Here is an 18,044-nt window from a genome sequence, read left to right as displayed (position 1 = left end):
TCCGGCGGAGGCCGTGACCGACCTCATTATTCTGGCGGCATGGGACTACTGGCGGACCTCTTCAAGATCGTGTCCGACGTGCTGACGGGTGGCCGCCACCAGGGTGACGCACCCCCGCGGGAGTCGGGGCGCGACGGTCGGCGGCGCTCCACGGCGACGCCGAAGGCCCGTCCCTCCGGCACGGCTCCATCCCCAGCCTCGGTGGCCGCGCGCAGCCGCCCGGCCGAGGAGCGGGCCAGGACGCGGGCGGGGGCGGGGGCGGCAGCAGCCGGTTCGGAAACGGGAGCAGAGGTATCACCGGGCCAGTCCGGGCCGGACGCCACCACCGAGGTCGATCCCCAGCGCATCGGGTCGGTGCGGATGAGCTACGCGCCGCGACGGGACGCGGCCCCGGACCCCGGCGAGATCGTCTGGACGTGGGTGCCCTTCGAGGAGAACGACGGACGAGGCAAGGACCGACCCGTCCTCGTGGTGGCCGCCGAGCCCGCCGGCTCCTTCCTGGCCGTGCAGCTGACCAGCAAGGAGCACGACGGCGAAGGTGATTTCGTGCCGGTCGGCGCGGGCGAGTGGGATCGCGAGCACCGGCCGTCCTGGGTCAACCTGGACCGGGTCCTGCGGGTGCACGAAGGCGGAATGCGCCGGGAGTCGGCGGCCCTGCCACGTGAACCGTTCGAACGGGTCACCGACCGGCTGCGGCAGCGCTACGGCTGGAACTAGAACACGACCGGCTGGTTCCGCGGCCGGATTCTGCATGATGTCCTGGTCTCGCGGGCGAACCATGTTCGCTGGTCTACCAGCTGGACAAGCAGATCGGTGGCTCGTTCGGCGACGTGGAGTTCTACCGGGAGCGGCTGGCCGGCACCACCGGATCGTGGACGTCGATGACCGCTGCCAGACCAGCTGTGCCGCTACGCACTGTGGCGCGACGGCATCCTGACCGGCTCCCGCCGTCCATACCTTCCCGCAGTCGTCACCGATCGTGCACACGGGCGTCATCGATCAACCTGATCATCAGAGAAAAGGGTGACAGGCCTTCGTCACAAAACTTACCCAGCTAAATGTCACCTGCTGTCACCCACTACTCTTCGCGTCCGATTTTCGGCCCGAAATATCACCCACCGCACACGCTCGCCCGTTGTCGACGTCGGACGGTAACGCCCGCCGATAAACCGCCGAAATAGCCTATCGCGAACGTACGACAGAATGCGCCGCGCGACGACCTTACCATGCACATCGGACGCCCCACTGGGACCCATCCGCGTCCGATGTCAAGACCCTGAAAAGCAGGCCACGTGACGCTGCGCAAGGGTGTCGGACCGATCCGATACGCTTGTTTGTTCACCCACCGGAACAGCAGCCCTTCGATATCGGACGACGTTTCGCACCTGAGCATCCGACTCATGTCCTCTTTTTCACACACCGTTGCCGAAGGGCGCAGCGAGTGGCGACATCTCCGTTGACCGCGGATACCCGCGACGATCAGCGTTTATACAGGCACGGTGTGCAGCGGGCCGCTCCGGATCGGAAAACTGGCGAGAAAACCCAGCGTCAAAGGCGGCCAACTGGTGACACTTGGCCGGGTAGGTTGTTCGACGGAGACTCTCTCCTCTTTTCACGGCTACCGTCGGTAGTAGCTCACGACCCCGAACACGCGGCGAATGGCGGATGTTCGCCCTGGCCGGCGACGGAGCCAGAACGTCGCGGCGGAACCGGCCCGCATGCGGAGGGCAGGATGGGTCGCGTCGTGGACGAGAGCGGGAGGCAACGGATGGTGATTGTCGCGGGGCGGTTGGTGGTGGCGCCGAAGCAGCGGGAGGCGTACCTGGACGGCTGCGTCAGCGTGGTGGAGCAGGCTCGGCGCGCGCCCGGATGCCTGGATTTCTCGATCACCGCCGACCTGGTCGATCCGGGTCGCATCAACATCTTCGAACGGTGGGAGGCGCAGACCGACGTCGAGGCGTTCCGGGGCGGCGGGCCGAGTGACGACCAGAGCGCCGCGGTGGTGTTCGCCTCGGTGTCGGAGTACGACGTCGCGGGCAGCCGCAGCCTCACCTGACCAGTCAGCCGGGGAGGTCCAGGTCCAGCCAGACGCGGTCACGCAACGCGATGCCGTCGAGGAGGATGCCCGGCGGATACCCGGCGGCCTCGGTGAAGGCGTCGCGTTCGATGGACCGGAGGCGGAATCCGCACCGCTGGTAGAAGCGCAGGTTGCCGATGCCCGCGGCCGCGGTCGCGACCAGCAGGACCCGCGGTGACTCGGCCGCGATCAGGTCGATGAGCGCCTTGATCAGGGCCTGGCCGATGCCCTGGCCCTGGTAGGCGGTCAGCACCGCCATGTTCCTGATCTCCGGTGTGCCGACCGCTGTGCCGACCGGCATGCCGACCGCGGGGTGATCGGGGCCGTGGCTGTCGTGGTGTTCGGTCGGGACGACCTGGAGGTGGCCCACGATGTCCGGACCGATCCGCGCGACCAGCACCCGGCCGAGGGGGAGGTAGGCGTCGAGCAGCGCGGCGGAGTCCTCGGCCAGTTCGAACTGACTACGCAGCGCGCAGCGGTCACCGTCGTACAGCTCGATGGTCGGTGTGCTGCGCTGGCCGGTCATGCGGGCTCCCGGACGAGGATGGCGCGGGTGTACAGCAGGTCGAACCCGCTGCGCTGGGCGTTGTGCTGGGATTTCGAACCCGGCTGGGTGGTGATCACGGCGACCTCGCAGCCGGCCGCGGTGGCATCGGCGAGGCGGGCGGCCAGCAGCGCCGACTGGATGCCGCGGCGGCGATGCGCCGGGACGGTCGCCGCACCGCCGAACTGGGCGATGTCGCCCGAGATCCGCAGGCTGGCGCCACCGGCGAACACCCCGTCGCGCCAGGCGCCGTAGCGCCGAACCCCGACCGCCGCGGCGAGGTCCCGCATGGCGCCGAGGAGGACCTCCCGGGTGAACTCCTCGTGTGCGGCGACCCCTTCGGTGTCCGAGACCGCGACACCGTCCGCCATGACCTCGAGCCACTGGTCGAACGCGTCCTGGCCGCTGGTTCGGATCTCGATTCCCGGCGGGGTGACCGTCCGGTGGGCGCCGTCCAACGCCCGTCCGAGCACGTTCTCGAAGGAGACCAGGCGGTAGCCCCGTCCGGTCAGCAGGTCGGCGACCGCGGGATCGGCGAGCGTGGCGACCTCGGCCTGCACCGGTGCGCCGCGGCTGGCGAAGGCCCGTTCGACCTCCGCCAGGTCGTTCGCCGTCGGCACCACACCGAAGCCGAGCCCGGCGACCTTGTTGAGCGGCGACCCGTCCTCGGCGTAACTGGCCACCCCACCCGCGAGGGGCAGCACGAACCCCACCGCCTCACCCGGTGGACGGCGGCGGCTGGCCGCGGCGTTGCCCTGCGCGATCAGCTCCACCTCGGCCCGCTCGATGCGGGCGGCCAGCGCCGGGTCGCAGAACAGCGGCGATCTCTCGGTACCCGCGGGCGTACCGCGGCTGATGGTTGTCATACCGGTAAGTGCGTCCGGCGCTCCCACCGTTACAGGCCGCCGCCGTTGCTTTCTCCCCCGCCCTGTCGGGTGGATGACACCCACGCCGCCGCCGCCCGCCCGCACCGCGGTGCCGTGGCGGGAGTTCCTACCCGACGACCGGCCCGGTCAGTAGCCGAAGGCGGAGGGACGGCCCTGGGCGCCGTCGACGGTGATGTCGGCGCCGTTGATCCAGGTGGCGCGGTCGGAGAGCAGGAAGGCGACGACGTCGGCGACCTCCTCGGCGTTACCGAGCCGGCCGGCCGGGAAATCCCGGCGGACGAACTCGGCGAAACCATCCGGGTCCTGCTGGGCGTAGGTCTCCCAGGAACCACCGGGAAAGATGATGGAGCCGGGGCTGACGGTGTTGACCCGTACCTTCAGCGCGGCCAGTTCCCGGGCGAAGGACGCGGCGAGGTAGACCTCCGCGGCCTTCGACGCTCCGTACTGTGCCAACGGGGCGGGTTTCGCCGCGGCGACCGACGAGACGATGACGACCGAGCCGCCACCACTGGCCGTCAGATGTGGGACGGCGCTGCGCAGCGCGCGGACGGCGTGGCCGGCGTTGAGTTCGAAGGTCCGCGCCCAGTCCTGCGCGGTGGAGTCGAGCAGTCCGCCACCGACGATGCCGCCGACGTTCGCGACCAGCAGGTCCACCCGGCCGAACGCGTCCGCGGCTTCGTCGACGAACCGCTCGACCTCGCCGGGACTCGTCACATCGGCCACGCACGTGAACACGCCGCCACCGACACCGTCGGTCTCTGTGCCACCCACCCTGGTGTCGCCCACGCCGGTGCCGCCGGTGCCGCCCACGCTGGCGGTCTTCGGTGCGGCGAGCGCCAGGTCGCTGGCGGCGTCGGCGAGCGAGCGCGGATCACGTCCGCAGATGGCGACGCGGGCGCCCTCGGCCGCCAACTGCCTGGCGATGGCCCGGCCGATGCCACGCGAGCCACCGGTGACCAGCGCGACCTTGCCGTCCAGATGAAGATCCATGGAGATGCCCCCGATGTTCGTTCACTCGTCGATCCATGCCGTGCCCACGGCGCCGACGGCGGGCAGCAGCGCCCCCACCGCCGGCTCGCACCCGACATGACGGCCACGCAAAGCGAGGCTTCGACGGTAAACAGTTACAGAGTGGACACCTTGAGCGTTCGCTCATGTGCGCCAGGAAACATCTAGCTATTTCGGGGTCGATCCGGCGAACAACACGTGGCGGACGGCGGGCATAGGTTGCCGCCATGGCATCGGGAACACGTGACCAGGAGCTGGAGTCGGCACTGGCGGCCGTCGGGCCACGGTTGCGGCGGCTACGACAGGATCGGGAGACGACGCTGGCCGCGTTGTCGGCCACGACCGGTATCTCCACCAGCACGCTGTCCCGGTTGGAGTCGGGGCGGCGCCGGGCCACCCTCGAACTGCTGCTGCCGCTCGCCCGCGCCTACGAGGTGCCGCTGGACGAGCTCGTGGGCTCCCCGCCCACCGGCGACCCGCGTGTGCACGGCACGCCGATCTCCTTCGGTGGCATCACGGCGATACCGCTGTCGCGCCGGCCCGGCGGGATTCAGACGTTCAAAATGATTCTTCCCGCCGGCAGCCAGCGACGGGAGCCGGACCAGAAAAGCCATGACGGATACGAATGGCTGTTCGTGCTCAGTGGCCGGCTGCGGATCGTCCTCGCCGAACACGACTTCGTGCTCGGTCCCGGTGAGGCGGCCGAGTTCGACACCCGGGTGCCGCACTGGTTCGGCGGCGCCGACGAGAATCCCGTCGAGATTCTCAGCATCTTCGGTCCGCAGGGCGAGCGGGTCCACATCCGCGCCCGCTCCCGCCCGACGTCCACCGCCGGCCACCGCGGCTGACGCCGGGATCAGCCGGTGCGCCGCAGCCGCACGACGCTGTCGGTGCGAGTGCCGGGCACCCCCTCGGGTGACGGGATGCTGGGAACCACGACGGCACGGGCCGCGACGACGGTCCAGCCGGTCAGGTCGAGGGAGGCGACGGTCTCCTCGGGGCTCGGCGGGTCGAAGTGCGGCGGCGGCTCGGTCATCCAGGACGGAGCGCCCAGATGACCGATGATGATCAGGGTGCCGCCCACGGCCACCGCCGTGGCCGCCCGGCGCAGGATCCGCTCACGGTCCAGCGCGACCGGGGAATGCAGGTAGGCCGTGGTGACCAGATCCCAGGTGCCGGTGGGAAAATCGGTGTCGAGATTGTGGGCGGACCAGCGGATCCGTCCGTCGAGGCCGAGCGCCCGCGCCTCGGCCGCCCCGCGCGCCAGCGCGGTCGGGGAGATGTCGACGGCATCGACCTGCCAGCCCTGACCCGCCAGCCAGATCGCGTCGCCCCCCGTGCCGCAACCAAGATCGAGTGCGGTGCCGGACGCGCCGGAGCCGCCGGAGCCGCCGATGGGGCGCTCGGCCAGCTCGTCGACCAGGGCCGGATTGGCCCGGCCGCTCCACGGCTGACCCTCGGAGTAGAACCGCTCCCACAGCTCGGTGGGGTCGGTCGCGGGATCGGCGTCGTGAATCCAGTGCCGGCCGGAACTCCCCTGACCACCGTGGTCATGGCCGTCGTGACCCGCGTGGCTCTCGTGACCCGCGTGGCTCTCGTGGCTCTCGTGACCGGCGTGACCGGCGTGACCGGCGTGACCGGCCACCGTGTCGCCATCAGCTACTGCTTCGTTCATGGTTGACCACCTCCACCGGTAGCGTGCCGACCGTGCGAACAGGACGGCAAGAAAGTTTGCCGAAATGGCAAGGGAATGCCTGCGCGGCGCCGCCTCACCGGGGGCGAGCGGTGCGCAGGGGGGCGGTCACCGGGACGCTGCTCTCCGGCCTGCTCGGCGCAATCCTGCTGGCCCGGACGTTCAGTGGCGCGCTCGGGACGTGGCCGGGCGGCGGGCGCCGACACGTCCGCGGTGTCGGATGGGTGCCACCCGTCGCCCGCCGAACCGGCGTAGCTGCCAGACTCGGTGCCCGCCGCCGGCGTCGACGACCGGCTGGACGGTCAGGTACACCGGTTGGCGCCCACGGGTCGCGAACGGCCGGGGTGAAGGGGATACGGGTGGACTGGGAGCTGCGGACCTGTGCGCGCAGGGGGCACGTCACCTACCGGCCGGACGAGCCGGAGCTCGCCGCGCGGCTGACGGCGGTGACGCCGGCCGGCCCGAGCTGGCGGTGCCTGCGCTGCGGGGACTTCGTGCCGGGCGCGCCGAAGCTCACCGGCCCCGCCCAGGACGCGCCGCTGCTGCTGCGCGGACGGGCACTGCGGGACGCGACCGTCCTGCGGCTGCTCGCGGCGGAACGGTTCGTCCGGGCACTGCTGATGGTGCTGATCGGAGATGCCATCCTGCGGTTTCGCCGGTCCGAGGGGCAGGTGCAGCAGCCGAGCATCTGCGCCATCTGATCCACACGAAGCCGAACACTCTGCTGCTGGTGGCGTGCCTGCTGTTCGGTTATGCGGCGGTGCAGATCGTCGAGGCGGTCGGGTTGTGGCTGCTCAAACGGTGGGGTGAGTACTTCGCGGTCGTGGCGACCTCGGCCTTCCTGCCGTTGGAGGTCTACGAGCTGACCGAGCGCATCACAGTGCTGCGGATCGGGGCGCTGGTCGTCAACATCGCCGCCGTCGCCTGTCTGGTCGCGAGCAAACGGTTGTTCGGGGTGCGGGGTGGGGCGGCGGCGTTCGAGGCCGAGCGACACGCCGCGTCGCTGCTCGAGGTGGAGGACGCCGCGCAGGTGGCGCACGTTAGGACCGAGGAACCAGGCGCATTTCCACCGGATGTACGCGTACGGCACTAGCCGGGACGATACAGTGCGCCATCTGGCCGACGGAGCGAGATCTTCCCTGGTAGACAGGGAACCTCGAGTGTCAGAAGTCGTCCGAGACAGTGCCGCACCGCCCAGGAGGGCCGATCCTCGCGATACGCGAACATGTTCCGACGTTCATGGATCCGACATGCTGCAACCGTGTACTGATGAACATGTCCTCCACTGGTCTGGCCGATGCGCACCGGCACCTCGGTGTGCTTCCGGCCTACCCGTTCTACGGGGGTCCGGCCGTGCACCCCGACATCGGCGCCCGGGCGACGATCGACGAACTCATCGCCGATCTCGACCGGGAGGGCACCGCCCGCGCCCTGGTCATCCCGAACTACGGCGTGCCCGACGTCAGCCACACCTTCGCGCTCAACGACCTGGTGCTGGAAGCCGCCGCGCGCGACGACCGCGTCCGGGCCGGCCTCTACGTCTCGCCCCTGCCCCGGGACGCCGCACTCACCGCCCGTGCCCTCGCGCTGGCCGGGGAACACGGTGTGCGCGCGTTGAAGACCACCTTCCTGCTCGGCGGCAGCGTCGAGGATGCCGGCTGCCTCGCCCAGCTCGACCAGATCTTCGCCACCGCGGTCACCCACGACCTGACCGTGCACGTGCACACCTCGCCCGGCGCGGCCAGTGACATCGACCGGGTCGGCCAGCTCGTCGAACGATACGGCGACGAGGCGAAGATCCATCTGGTGCATTTCGGTGGTGGGATGAGCGGTCACATCAAGCTCGCCGGCGGCCGGTTCTTCGACTGGATCGCGGCCGGGAAACGGGTCTACACGGATCTGAGCTGGGCGATCGGATTCGCGCCGCGCTGGCTGGCCGCGGAGATAGACAGCCGCGGGCTCGGGCACGACCGGTTGTTGTTCGCCTCCGACGAACCGTGGGGCGACCAGGCCGGTGAACATGCCCGGATGACGGCCGCCGTCGGCGACGGCGAACTGGCCCGGCACGTCTTCACCGAGAACTTCGCCGCTCTCTACGACTGATCCCCAGCCACCAACACCCAGCCGACCGGACCCGCACGCAGCAGCATGTTCCGCCGTACCCGGAGCATGCCGGACAAGGACCCCGACACCGTCATCCGCGCGCACGTCCGGCGCCGAACAATCCGCCGTCCCACCAGCGAGGAGCAGCAAGGATGTCCCTGGACGACACGATTGCCGAGAACATCGCCCGCAGCCTGGCCGAGATCCCGCACCCGTCGCTGCCCAAGGGCAGCAACATCTACGGCTCGACCAAGATTTTCCCCGATTATCAGGCCGAGAACGGCGAATCGTACTTCACGCTCGTCCACGGTATAGCGCACGAGTCGTCGGTGAGCTTCGTCGCCGTTCTCCAGGCCACCCGCGCGCTGCGCAAGGGATTCGAGTCGGCGATCTACTTCTACGGGCCCGGAGCGATCAACTGCGTCGCGAACCGTGGTTTCCCGACCACCGGCGACGCGGCCTTCCCCGGCGAGACGAACATCAACCTGGCGCTGGAGACGTTCATCAAGGAGGGCGGCACGGTCTACTGCTGCCGTTTCGGCCTGGCGCTGCACGGTGCCCGCGAGGAGGACCTCATCGCCGGGGTCATTCCCGCGCATCCGCTCGACGTCCAGGACGCGGTCATCCACTACGCCCGCAAGGGTGCCATCATCAACTCCACCTACATGGTGTGATCGATGACGAGCACCGCGCTGAGAAGTGAGCTCGCGGTCCGCGGGGTGGCGCTGGACGCACCCGTGCGGCGCCGCGGCGGTGCCGGTCCCTCCGACGACGGCCATGTCCTGCTGGACGGGGTCGGCACGGCACTACCGATCGTGGCGACCAGCCGTTACCGGGTGAGCGAGGGCCGGCTACTGCTGGACGGGGCCGATCTCGGGCTCGACGTCGAACCGGTGCGCCGGCCGGCGTTCTACGACCTGCGCACCGCCGACGGCATCCCCTACCACCAGATCGCCCGGCTGCACGGCGCGGACGTGCTGGCCACCACGGTCGTGCAGACCTGTGTCCGCTACGCGCCGGAGCAACGATGCCGGTTCTGCGCGATCGAGGAGTCGCTGCGCTCGGGGGCGACCACCGCGGTGAAGACCCCGGCGCAGCTCGCCGAGGTCGCCGAGGCGGCGGTGCGCCTGGACGGCGTCCGCCAGCTGGTGCTGACCACCGGGACGTCCGCCGGGCGTGACCGCGGCGCCCGCCACCTGGCCCGCTGCGTGCGGGCGGTGGTCGAGGCGGTGCCGGACCTGGCCATCCAGGTGCAGTGCGAACCGCCGGAGGAGCTGGCCGTCCTCGGTGACCTGCGCGACGCCGGCGCCGTGAGCATCGGCATCCACGTCGAGTCCCTGGACGAGCAGGTCCGGCGGCGGTGGATGCCGGGCAAGGGGTCGGTGCCGCTGAGCGAGTACCGGGCGGCCTGGCGGGAGGCCGTGCGGGTGTTCGGCCGCAACCAGGTCTCCACCTATCTGATCGTCGGTCTCGGCGAGGACCCGGACGAACTGGTCGCCGGTGCGGCCGAACTCGTCGAACTCGGCGTCTACCCGTTCGTCGTGCCGCTGCGGCCGATCGCCGGCACACTCGCCGTCGACGTGGACGGGGCGGTCACTCCCCCGGCCGCCGTCGTCGCGGACGTGACCAGCCGGGTCGCCGCCCTGCTGCGGGCGGCCGACATGACCGGCGCCGACCAGCGGGCGGGCTGCGCGGCCTGCGGGGCGTGCAGCGCCCTGCGCTCGGCAGGTGCGTGATGTCCCTGGGTGATGTTCTGCTCGGCGTCCCGGCGCCGGACACGCTGCGTCGGGCGTGGACGATCGACGTGGCCGACGACCCGCGGGCGCTGTCGGCCTACCGGCGGCTGCGCCACGACGTGTTCGTCACCGAGCAGGGCCTGTTCACCGGCAACGACCACGACGACGCCGACGATGATCCGCGCACCGTCGTCCTGCTCGCCCATGATCCGGACGGCTTCCTGCTCGGCGGCGTCCGGTTGCACTGCGTCACCAGCGCGGAGCTCGGGTGGTGGCGCGGCAGCCGACTGGTCGTCGAACGGGCGGCGCGACGGCGGGCCGCCGGGGTGGGGGCGGCGCTGGTGCGGGCGGCCTGCGCCCACGCCGAACAGGCCGGGGTGCTGCGTTTCGAGGCGACGGTGCAGCCCGCGCCGGCGAGGATGTTCGCCCGGCTCGGCTGGCAGGCGGTGCGACCGCACCTGGTGGCCGGCCGGCCGCACATGCTGATGCGCTGGCCGGTGAACCGGTTCGCCCGGCAGGCCGCGGCGGTGAAGGCCCCGTTGGGCGGGCTGCTCGCCCAACTGCGCCCCGGCGGGTACGGGTTCGTCGGCGATGACGGCGCGCCCGTACCCGGCAGCGATCTGATCGCCGCCTGCGACGCGATCGTGCCGTCGCTGGTCGAACGGGACCCGGAGTGGGCCGGCTGGTGCGGGGTGCTGGTCAACGCCGGCGACCTCGCGGCGATGGGCGCCGAACCCGTGGGGCTGCTCGACGCGCTCGGCGCCCGGGACGCCTCCTTCGCCGCCCGGGTGCTGTCCGGGCTGCGGGCGGCCTCCGCCGCCTACCGGCTGCCCGTCCTCGGTGGGCACACCCAGCTCGGCGTCCCGGCGGCGCTGTCGGTGACGGCGCTGGGACGGGCGTCCCGTCCGGTGCCGGCCGGCGGTGGACGCCCGGGACACGCCGTGACCCTGACCGCCGATCTCGGTGGGGGCTGGCGGCGCGGGCACACCGGCCGCCAGTGGGATTCGAGCACCCTCCGCGGCGCCCTCGAACTCGCCGCGATGACCAGCGTCGTCGCCCGCACCGCCCCCGCCGCGGCGAAGGACGTCAGCATGGCCGGCACCGTCGGCACCCTCGGCATGCTCGCCGAGGCCAGCGGCTGCGCCGCCGTGCTGGACGTGGCCGCCGTGCCCAGGCCCACCGGTGTGCGCCTGGCCGACTGGCTGTCGTGTTTTCCCGGTTTCGCCATGCTCACCGCCGACGAGCCAGGCCGTGGCGTCGCCGACGCGGGCCCCGCGACCAGCGCCGTCTGCGGCGCCCTGGTCGCCGGGACCGGGGTGGCGCTGCGCTGGCCCGACGGCGACATCACCACGGGCGTGCCCGGTGCCGTCACCGGGCTCGGCCCCGCTGGAGGAATCTCATGATCACGGTCGCCGCGGTGGCCGCCGAGTTCGGACGGGACCTGTCCGCGGCGTTCGCCCGCATCGAAACCCTGCTCGAGGCCGCGCGGGACCGCGGCGCGAGCCTGGTCGTCCTGCCCGAGGCCGCCCTCGGCGGCTACCTGACCGCCCTCGACTCCCCCGCTCCCGCCGCATCGGACGACCTCGTCGACGAGGCGTCGGTGCTGCCGCCCGCCCTGGACATCGACGGGCCGGAACTGCGCCGGCTGGCCGCGCTCGCCGGGGACCTGGTCGTCGCCGTCGGGTTGTGCGAGTCCGACGGGGCGGCCCGGTACAACACCGCGGTGGCCCTCCACGGTGGCGGGGTGCTCGGCGTCCACCGCAAGGTGCACCAGCCGCTCGGGGAGGGCGCGTCCTACCGGGCCGGGGACAGCTTCGCCGCGTTCGACACACCGGTGGGACGCCTCGGCATGCTGATCTGCTACGACAAGGCGTTCCCGGAGGCGGCCCGAGCCCTGGCCGTCGACGGGGCCCAGATCGTCGCGTGCCTGTCGGCGTGGCCCGCCGCCCGCACGTTCGCCGCCCCGGACCTCACCCAGGACCGGTGGACCCGCCGCTTCGACCTGTTCGACCGGGCCCGGGCGCTGGAGAACCAGGTGCTGTGGGTGTCGTCCAACCAGGCGGGCACGTTCGGTTCGCTGCGCTTCGTCGCCAGCGCCAAGGTCGTGGACGCCGGCGGCGACATCCTGGCCACCACCGGAACCGCGCCCGGCGTCGCCTACGCCACCGTCGACCTCGACGACATGCTCTCGGCCGCCCGGGCCAGCATGTTCCACCTACGTGACCGGCGCCCCGACGCCTACCCGGCCGGCGCCATGGGACGGATCGAGCCGTGAGTGAACACCTTCCGGTCGCCATCATCGGTGGCGGCCAGGCCGGCCTCGCCCTGAGCTGGCATCTGGTCGCCGCCGGCGTCGAACACGCCGTCCTCGAACGTGACACCGCCATGCACACCTGGCGCGACGCCCGCTGGGACAGTTTCTGCCTGGTCACCCCGAACTGGCAGTGCCAGCTCCCCGGCTACACCTACACCGGCCCCGACCCGGACGGCTTCATGGTCCGCGCCCAGATCCTCGACTGGCTGGACGGCTACCGCGCGAGCTTCGCCCCGCCCCTGCGCGAGCACACCGCCGTCACCTCGCTGCGCCCCCGCGGCGACGGCCCCGGCGCCGAGGATCCCGCCGGCGGCTTCGTCCTGCGCACCACGACCGCCGCCACCTCCAGCGGCGGGGACGAGCACGAGATCGTGGTCGATCAGGCGGTCGTGGCCACCGGGGGTTACCACGTGCCGGCGATCCCCCGGCTGGCCGAACGGCTCCCGGCCGGGCTCGTCGGGGTGCACTCCTCCGCCTACACCAACCCGGACGCGCTGCCCGCCGGGCCGGTGCTGGTCGTCGGCACCGGCCAGTCCGGGGCGCAGATCGCCGAGGATCTGCACCTGGCCGGCCGCGAGGTGCATCTGGCCGTCGGCAACGCGCCGCGCTTCGCCCGCACCTACCGCGGCCGCGACGTCATCGCCTGGATGCACGACACCGGCCACTACGCCAGGCCCGTCACCGACCGGCCGCTGGCGGAACGCACCCAGGACCGCACCAACCACTACGTCACCGGACGCGACGGCGGCCGCGACATCGATCTGCGGGCCTTCGCCCGCGACGGCATGATCCTGCACGGCCGGCTCCTCGACCTCGTCGACGGCCAGTTCCACTTCGCCGGCGATCTCGGTGCCAACCTGGACACCGCCGACGAGGTCTACAACGGCATCAACGGCCTGATCGACACGCACATCGCCACCCACGGTCCGGCGGTGGAGATCGGCCCCAGCCGCTACGTCCCGGTGTGGCATCCGCCGTCGTCCACCGGACCGGACCTCGCCGTCGACGACATCGCCGCCGTCGTGTGGGCCACCGGTTTCACCCGGGACCACCGCTGGCTGCACGCCGGTGTCTTCGACGGAGCCGGCCACCCCCAGCACCTACGCGGCGTCACCGCCGTGCCCGGCCTGTACTTCCTCGGCCTGCCCTGGCTGCACACCTGGGGTTCGGGCCGTTTCGCCGGCCTCGCCCCGGACGCGGCCTACCTCGCCGAACACATCACCGAACGCATCGCCGACCAGCACCGCTCCCGGACGCGAACCCAGCCGCCGACCCTCGCCGAGCAGCCGGGCGGGCGGGAGCAGACCGGCGGAGCGGAGCAGACAGGCGGGGTGATCTGCCGGTGACAGTGCTGCGTCTCGCCGCGGCGGGCGCCCATTTCGGCCGGGACCTCGACCGATCACTGGAACGGATCAGTTCGATCATCGACGCGGCGCGCCGAGCCGGGGCGTCGATGGTCGTCCTGCCCGGCGGTGCCCTCGGCGGTTACCTCGCCGATCTGCGCTCCCCCGATCCGCACGCCCTGCCGCCCGCGGTGGACGTCACCGGCCCGCACCTGCGTCGGGTCGCGGCGCTGGCCGGTGACCTGCTGGTCTGCCTGGGGTTCACCGAGCTCGCCGACGGACGCCGCTGGAACTCTGCGGTGTGCGTCCACGGGGACGGGGTGCTCGGCCACTACCGCAAGGTCCACCAGCCGCCGGGTGAGGCGCTGGTGTACGCCGCCGGCGAGCGGATCGCCGCCTTCGACACCCCGCTCGGCCGGGTCGGGATGCTCGTCGACTACGACAAGACGTTCCCCGAGGCCGCCCGCACCCTGGCGTTGGACGACGCCCGCATCGTCGCCTGCCTGTCCGCCTGGCCCGCGAGCCTGACCCGACGCGCCGAACGGCTCACCCAGGACCGGCAGGCCCGCCTGTTCGACCTGTACGACTGCGCTCGCGCCGCCGAGAACCAGATCGTCTGGCTGTCGTCGAACCAGACCGGCACGATGGGCGGCCTGAACTTCTTCGGCCAGGCCAAGGTGGTCGGCCCCGGCGGGGACATCCTCGCCCGCACCTGGGCCAAGGGCGGCCTCGCCGTCGCCGAACTGGACGTCGACGCCGAGATCGAGCGGGCCCGGCTCGTCCTGCACCACCTCGCCGAACGCCGTCCCGACCTGTACACCCCCACGGACAGCCGCCCGCCGACAGCGGCACGGGCACCCGGCGGGCGCTCGGACGGCCGATCGGATCGGCGAGCCAGCGAGGGTACGCCCGGATGACGGGCCCGCTGCGCATCGCGCTGCTGACCTACTCGACCCGTCCACGCGGCGGCGTGGTGCACACCCTGGCGTTGGCCGAGGCCCTCGTCGCCCTCGGGGCCAGCGTCGACGTGTGGACACTGGCCCGCGGCGGGGACGGCGGCTTCTTCCGCCCCCTCGACCCGCGGGTCGTCGTGCGGGCCGTCCCCTTCCCCGACCTCCCGGACGAACCGGTCGGCGCCCGCATCGTCCGCTCCATCGCCGTGCTCGCCGACGCCTTCACCCCACACGCCACCCAGGACCACGACCGCGGGTACGACGTGGTGCACGCCCAGGACTGCATCAGCGCCAACGCCGTCCTCAACGCCAACGCCAGGCTCCGCGCCACCGGTTCGGGTGGTTCAGGCGGTTCGGGGCATCTCGCCAGCTGCGTGCGCACCATCCACCATCTCGACACGTTCAGCACCCCGCAGCTGGCCGCCTGCCACGAACGTGCGGTCGTCGCCCCCTCGGCGCACGTGTGTGTCTCAGCCGCCGTGGCCGCCGAGGTGACGCGCGGATGGGGCATCCATCCGACAGTGATCCCCAACGGGGTGGACGCCGCCCGGTTCACCGCCGCGGCCGACGACCGGGCGGCCCGCTCGTCCTGGGCGGACACGCTCGGCGGCCCGTACGTTCTCGCCGTGGGCGGCATCGAGCCCCGCAAGGGCACCGCCGACCTGGTCGAGGCGATGGCGACGGTCCGCGCCGCCCGCCCGGACCTCTCCCTCGTCATCGCCGGCGGCGACACCCTGTTCGACTACCGCGGTTACCGGGACGAGGTGCTCGCCAGCGCCGACCGGCTCGGCGTCACCCCGCGGATTCTCGGCCCGGTCGAGCACGGTTCGCTCCCGTCCCTGGTCGCCCAGGCCACCGTGTTCGCCTTCCCCTCGACGAAGGAGGGCTTCGGCCTCGCGGCCCTGGAGGCGCTGGCCGCCGGGGTGCCGGTGGTGGTCCGCGACCTGCCCGTACTGCGTGAGGTCCTGGGCCCCACCGTCCGCTACGCCGCCACCCCCACCGATGTCGCCGCCGCGCTGCTCACCGCCGCCACCCACCGCGACCCCGCACTCACCATCGCCGGCCGCGCCCTCGCCACCCGCTACACCTGGGCCGCCGCCGGCCGCGCCCACCTCGACCTCTACCACCGTCTGACCAGGACCTCCACCACCGCCTGATGTCGAAGATCCACGAGAGGCGACGCGGGAACGCGGGGACTCAGGAGCGCGGGGACTCGCTGAAGCCGCCGTCCCAGACGGCCTTCGCGCCGCTGTCGCCGATGCGGTAGACCTGCACGACCGATCCCACCGAGACCACGATGCTGAGCACGGCGAGCACGACCATGACCGCGAGCCCCGTCGTCCCCCCAAGCGCCGCTGCCCGCCCTGGCCCGGACCCCCCGGCTCCACCGGACGCAGGGGCCTCCGTCGTCGCATGGACGCCAGCGCCCGTCCGGCCACGCAGGGGCCAGGTGCCGCCGGAGTAGGCCGCCCACAGCCAGCCGACCAGGGCCAGCACGAACAGGGCGATCACCCAGGGAAGCAGCTCGTCGCCGAGTTCGGTGTGCCGGCGCACCAGTTCGTCCGAGGACACGCGTGCCTCGAGCCATTCGCCGGCGTGCGTCGTCAGGGGCACGCTCACCAGCGCCACCAGCGCGACCAGCGGCGTGACCAGCCCAAGCCGACGGCGGGCCGCCGGCCAGACGGCGGCCAGGACCACCAGCAGGGCCGCGAGCGGCACCAGGATGACGACCACGTGCACCAGCAGAACGTGTGCGGGTAGCCCGCTGACTTCCGTCGGTCCCACCATGCCTCCGATCCGGGTGCCATGGACGCTACCGTGAGCGTGCGGTCAATCACCGTGTCATCTGCGGGGCGCCCCGGTCAGGACCGCCGTACCTGTCCTCACGGCTCGGCGACGCCCCCGGTTCAGTTGCTGGCGCACCTTTCGGACGACACCCGCGGAGCCGGCGGCCCGGGCCGCGCCGCGGGGGGCGGCGGGCCCCCACCAGAAGACGGCCCTCCGCCGGACGACGGGCCGCCAGCGGCCGGCCGAGCACCACCGGAGGACGCAGCCCCACCAGCAGGAGACCGCGCCCCAGCAGCGGACGGCCGGGCCCGGCTGGCGGGAGGCCGGGCCCCACCGGCAGGTGGTGGGGGCCCGGCGTCGGAGGGCGGGGCCCCACTGCCAGGAGACGGGACGGCGGTGGATGGCGGGGGTTCGGGCGCGACGCCGCGCAGCGCCTGGTAGACCTCCAGGAAGTCGCGGACGGCGGGGACGGAGCGGTAGCCGACGAGGCGTCCGGCGAGCATCCGCAGGCGTTCGGACGTGCGCGCCGAGTTGACCCGGCTGTCGAGGCGGGCGATCCGGATGGCCCGTTCGCAGGCCTGCTCGACGTCGCCGCGCAACAGGTTGACCTCGGCGAGCCACGACTCGTAGAGGGCGACCTCCCGGGCGCGCAGCGGATCGTAGCCGGCCAGGCCCGCCCGCAGCCGGGCCTCGGCGCGCTCCGGACGGCACAGCTGGGTCCAGCAGCGGCCGGCCATCACGTCGATCTCACGTTCGTCCAGCCAGTAGGCCCAGTCGGGGCGGGGCTCGCGGTCGGCCTGGTCGTAGAGGCGTTCGACCTGGGCCAGGGTCCGCTCGCAGGCGGGCCGGTCACCGGCTCGGGCGTAGGCCCAGGCGAGCCGGTCCGCCAGCAGGGCCTGCGCGGCCGCCGGGGTGGCACGGTCGACACCGGCGCAGGCCGTCTGGGCCAGCAGCACACCGCGCCGGACATCCCCCTGGTTGACCAGCTGGTAGGACTGGGTGGAGATCAGATTGGCCGCCAGCGCGACGTCTCCGCTGGCATGGGCCGCCCGGATTCCGCCGGACAGGATGCGGCGGGCGCTGTGCTGACGGCCGGCGTCGGCGGCGATCCATCCGACGAGCTGACAGAGCTGGGCGACGGAGGCCAACAGCCGGCGACCCACGGCGGCGTCGTAGGACGCCTCGCGCAGCATCGTGACGGTGACGACCATCTCCCGTTCGGCCAGGCCGATCAGGTCATGCCCGCCGATGTGGTCGTCGAGCCGGCGAAACTGGGCGACCCGCCCTTCGACCCGTTCGGCCAGCGCCGCGCCGATGTGCCGTCCGGCGGCGAGTTCCATGATCTGCGGCGGCTCGGTGAGCAGCCATTCGTGGGCGAGCCGCAGAATGTCCCAGCCGGAGCCATCGCCGTCGGCTCTCCCCTGCGCGTCGTCCGCCGGTCCGCCGGCCACGGGACGCGACGATCGTGGCGCTCCCGCCGCGGCCCCGGGCGTCCCCGCCCCACCAGCCCCGACCGACCGGGACTCCCGGTCGGAGCGCGCCGCCCCGGGCACTGCCCCCGCCCCCGGCCGTACGCCCGATCCAGGCGGCGACATCTG

Annotated in this window: 19 protein-coding genes; 13 read left to right on the top strand and 6 right to left on the bottom strand. The window is 72.4% G+C overall.

Annotation, left to right across the window (positions count from 1 at the left end; all coding sequences use genetic code 11):
- The first annotated feature begins 39 nt into the window (after positions 1-39).
- The gene (locus tag MXD59_RS08620; protein WP_248824221.1) at positions 40-717 is read left to right on the top strand and encodes a type II toxin-antitoxin system PemK/MazF family toxin; all 678 of its coding nucleotides are present in this window, start codon (positions 40-42) and stop codon (positions 715-717) included.
- A 1,051-nt stretch (positions 718-1,768) separates the two neighbouring features.
- Positions 1,769-2,056: a putative quinol monooxygenase gene (locus MXD59_RS08615; protein ID WP_248824220.1), complete on the top strand. Its 288-nt coding sequence runs from the start codon at positions 1,769-1,771 to the stop codon at positions 2,054-2,056.
- Positions 2,057-2,060: 4 nt separating this feature from the next.
- Here the strand turns inward: MXD59_RS08615 and MXD59_RS08610 are convergent, their stop codons facing one another.
- From MXD59_RS08610 to MXD59_RS08600, 3 genes are all read right to left on the bottom strand, one after another.
- Entirely contained in the window at positions 2,061-2,603 is a 543-nt protein-coding gene (locus tag MXD59_RS08610) for a GNAT family N-acetyltransferase (protein WP_248824219.1), read from the bottom strand.
- Positions 2,600-3,487 carry a GNAT family N-acetyltransferase gene (locus MXD59_RS08605; RefSeq protein WP_248824218.1) on the bottom strand — a complete coding sequence of 296 codons (888 nt, stop codon included), beginning with the start codon at positions 3,485-3,487 and terminating at the stop codon, positions 2,600-2,602. Before MXD59_RS08605 ends, MXD59_RS08610 begins: the two co-directional genes overlap by 4 nt.
- Before the next feature lie 147 nt (positions 3,488-3,634).
- Entirely contained in the window at positions 3,635-4,498 is an 864-nt protein-coding gene (locus MXD59_RS08600) for an SDR family NAD(P)-dependent oxidoreductase (RefSeq protein ID WP_248824217.1), read from the bottom strand.
- Positions 4,499-4,743: 245 nt separating this feature from the next.
- Between MXD59_RS08600 and MXD59_RS08595 the strand changes: the two genes are divergently transcribed.
- Entirely contained in the window at positions 4,744-5,364 is a 621-nt protein-coding gene (locus MXD59_RS08595) for a helix-turn-helix domain-containing protein (protein ID WP_248824216.1), read from the top strand.
- 8 nt (positions 5,365-5,372) lie between these two features.
- Here MXD59_RS08595 and MXD59_RS08590 read toward each other — a convergent pair whose 3' ends face one another.
- On the bottom strand, positions 5,373-6,191 hold the full coding sequence (locus MXD59_RS08590; RefSeq protein WP_248824215.1) for a class I SAM-dependent methyltransferase: 819 nt from the start codon (positions 6,189-6,191) through the stop codon (positions 5,373-5,375).
- 377 nt (positions 6,192-6,568) lie between these two features.
- Here MXD59_RS08590 and MXD59_RS27755 point away from each other — a divergent pair, with 377 nt between their 5' ends.
- From MXD59_RS27755 to MXD59_RS08540, 10 genes are all read left to right on the top strand, one after another.
- On the top strand, positions 6,569-6,910 hold the full coding sequence (locus MXD59_RS27755) for a hypothetical protein (RefSeq protein WP_248824214.1): 342 nt from the start codon (positions 6,569-6,571) through the stop codon (positions 6,908-6,910).
- A 29-nt stretch (positions 6,911-6,939) separates the two neighbouring features.
- On the top strand, positions 6,940-7,302 hold the full coding sequence (locus MXD59_RS27750; protein WP_248824213.1) for a DUF2127 domain-containing protein: 363 nt from the start codon (positions 6,940-6,942) through the stop codon (positions 7,300-7,302).
- A gap of 176 nt (positions 7,303-7,478) precedes the next feature.
- Positions 7,479-8,312: an amidohydrolase family protein gene (locus MXD59_RS08575; protein WP_248824212.1), complete on the top strand. Its 834-nt coding sequence runs from the start codon at positions 7,479-7,481 to the stop codon at positions 8,310-8,312.
- A 152-nt stretch (positions 8,313-8,464) separates the two neighbouring features.
- Complete coding sequence (locus MXD59_RS08570) at positions 8,465-8,986, top strand: MSMEG_0572/Sll0783 family nitrogen starvation response protein (protein ID WP_248824211.1); 522 nt, start codon at positions 8,465-8,467, stop codon at positions 8,984-8,986.
- Between the two features lie 3 nt (positions 8,987-8,989).
- The gene (locus MXD59_RS08565; RefSeq protein ID WP_248824210.1) at positions 8,990-10,048 is read left to right on the top strand and encodes an MSMEG_0568 family radical SAM protein; all 1,059 of its coding nucleotides are present in this window, start codon (positions 8,990-8,992) and stop codon (positions 10,046-10,048) included.
- Complete coding sequence (locus tag MXD59_RS08560) at positions 10,048-11,451, top strand: MSMEG_0567/sll0787 family protein (RefSeq protein WP_248824209.1); 1,404 nt, start codon at positions 10,048-10,050, stop codon at positions 11,449-11,451. Before MXD59_RS08565 ends, MXD59_RS08560 begins: the two co-directional genes overlap by 1 nt.
- On the top strand, positions 11,448-12,323 hold the full coding sequence (locus MXD59_RS08555; RefSeq protein WP_248824208.1) for a carbon-nitrogen hydrolase family protein: 876 nt from the start codon (positions 11,448-11,450) through the stop codon (positions 12,321-12,323). Before MXD59_RS08560 ends, MXD59_RS08555 begins: the two co-directional genes overlap by 4 nt.
- On the top strand, positions 12,320-13,708 hold the full coding sequence (locus tag MXD59_RS08550) for an MSMEG_0569 family flavin-dependent oxidoreductase (RefSeq protein ID WP_248824207.1): 1,389 nt from the start codon (positions 12,320-12,322) through the stop codon (positions 13,706-13,708). Before MXD59_RS08555 ends, MXD59_RS08550 begins: the two co-directional genes overlap by 4 nt.
- Positions 13,705-14,622 (top strand): carbon-nitrogen hydrolase family protein, encoded by a 918-nt coding sequence (locus tag MXD59_RS08545; protein WP_248824206.1) that lies wholly within the window; start codon positions 13,705-13,707, stop codon positions 14,620-14,622. The genes MXD59_RS08550 and MXD59_RS08545 overlap by 4 nt, the downstream gene beginning before the upstream one ends.
- On the top strand, positions 14,619-15,815 hold the full coding sequence (locus MXD59_RS08540) for an MSMEG_0565 family glycosyltransferase (RefSeq protein ID WP_248824205.1): 1,197 nt from the start codon (positions 14,619-14,621) through the stop codon (positions 15,813-15,815). The genes MXD59_RS08545 and MXD59_RS08540 overlap by 4 nt, the downstream gene beginning before the upstream one ends.
- Positions 15,816-15,855: 40 nt before the next feature.
- Here MXD59_RS08540 and MXD59_RS08535 read toward each other — a convergent pair whose 3' ends face one another.
- A complete protein-coding gene (locus MXD59_RS08535; RefSeq protein ID WP_248824204.1) occupies positions 15,856-16,446 on the bottom strand; it encodes a hypothetical protein in 591 nt (196 codons plus the stop codon).
- A 119-nt stretch (positions 16,447-16,565) separates the two neighbouring features.
- Entirely contained in the window at positions 16,566-18,041 is a 1,476-nt protein-coding gene (locus MXD59_RS08530) for an NsdA family TPR-like regulatory protein (protein WP_504858345.1), read from the bottom strand.
- Positions 18,042-18,044: the final 3 nt, after the last annotated feature.

This window comes from Frankia umida (assembly GCF_023242945.1).
GTDB classification, from domain to species: Bacteria; Actinomycetota; Actinomycetes; order Frankiales; family Frankiaceae; genus Frankia; species Frankia umida.
Note: the sequence above shows the minus strand (reverse complement) of the source record. Positions and strands in the feature narration are given on the sequence as shown.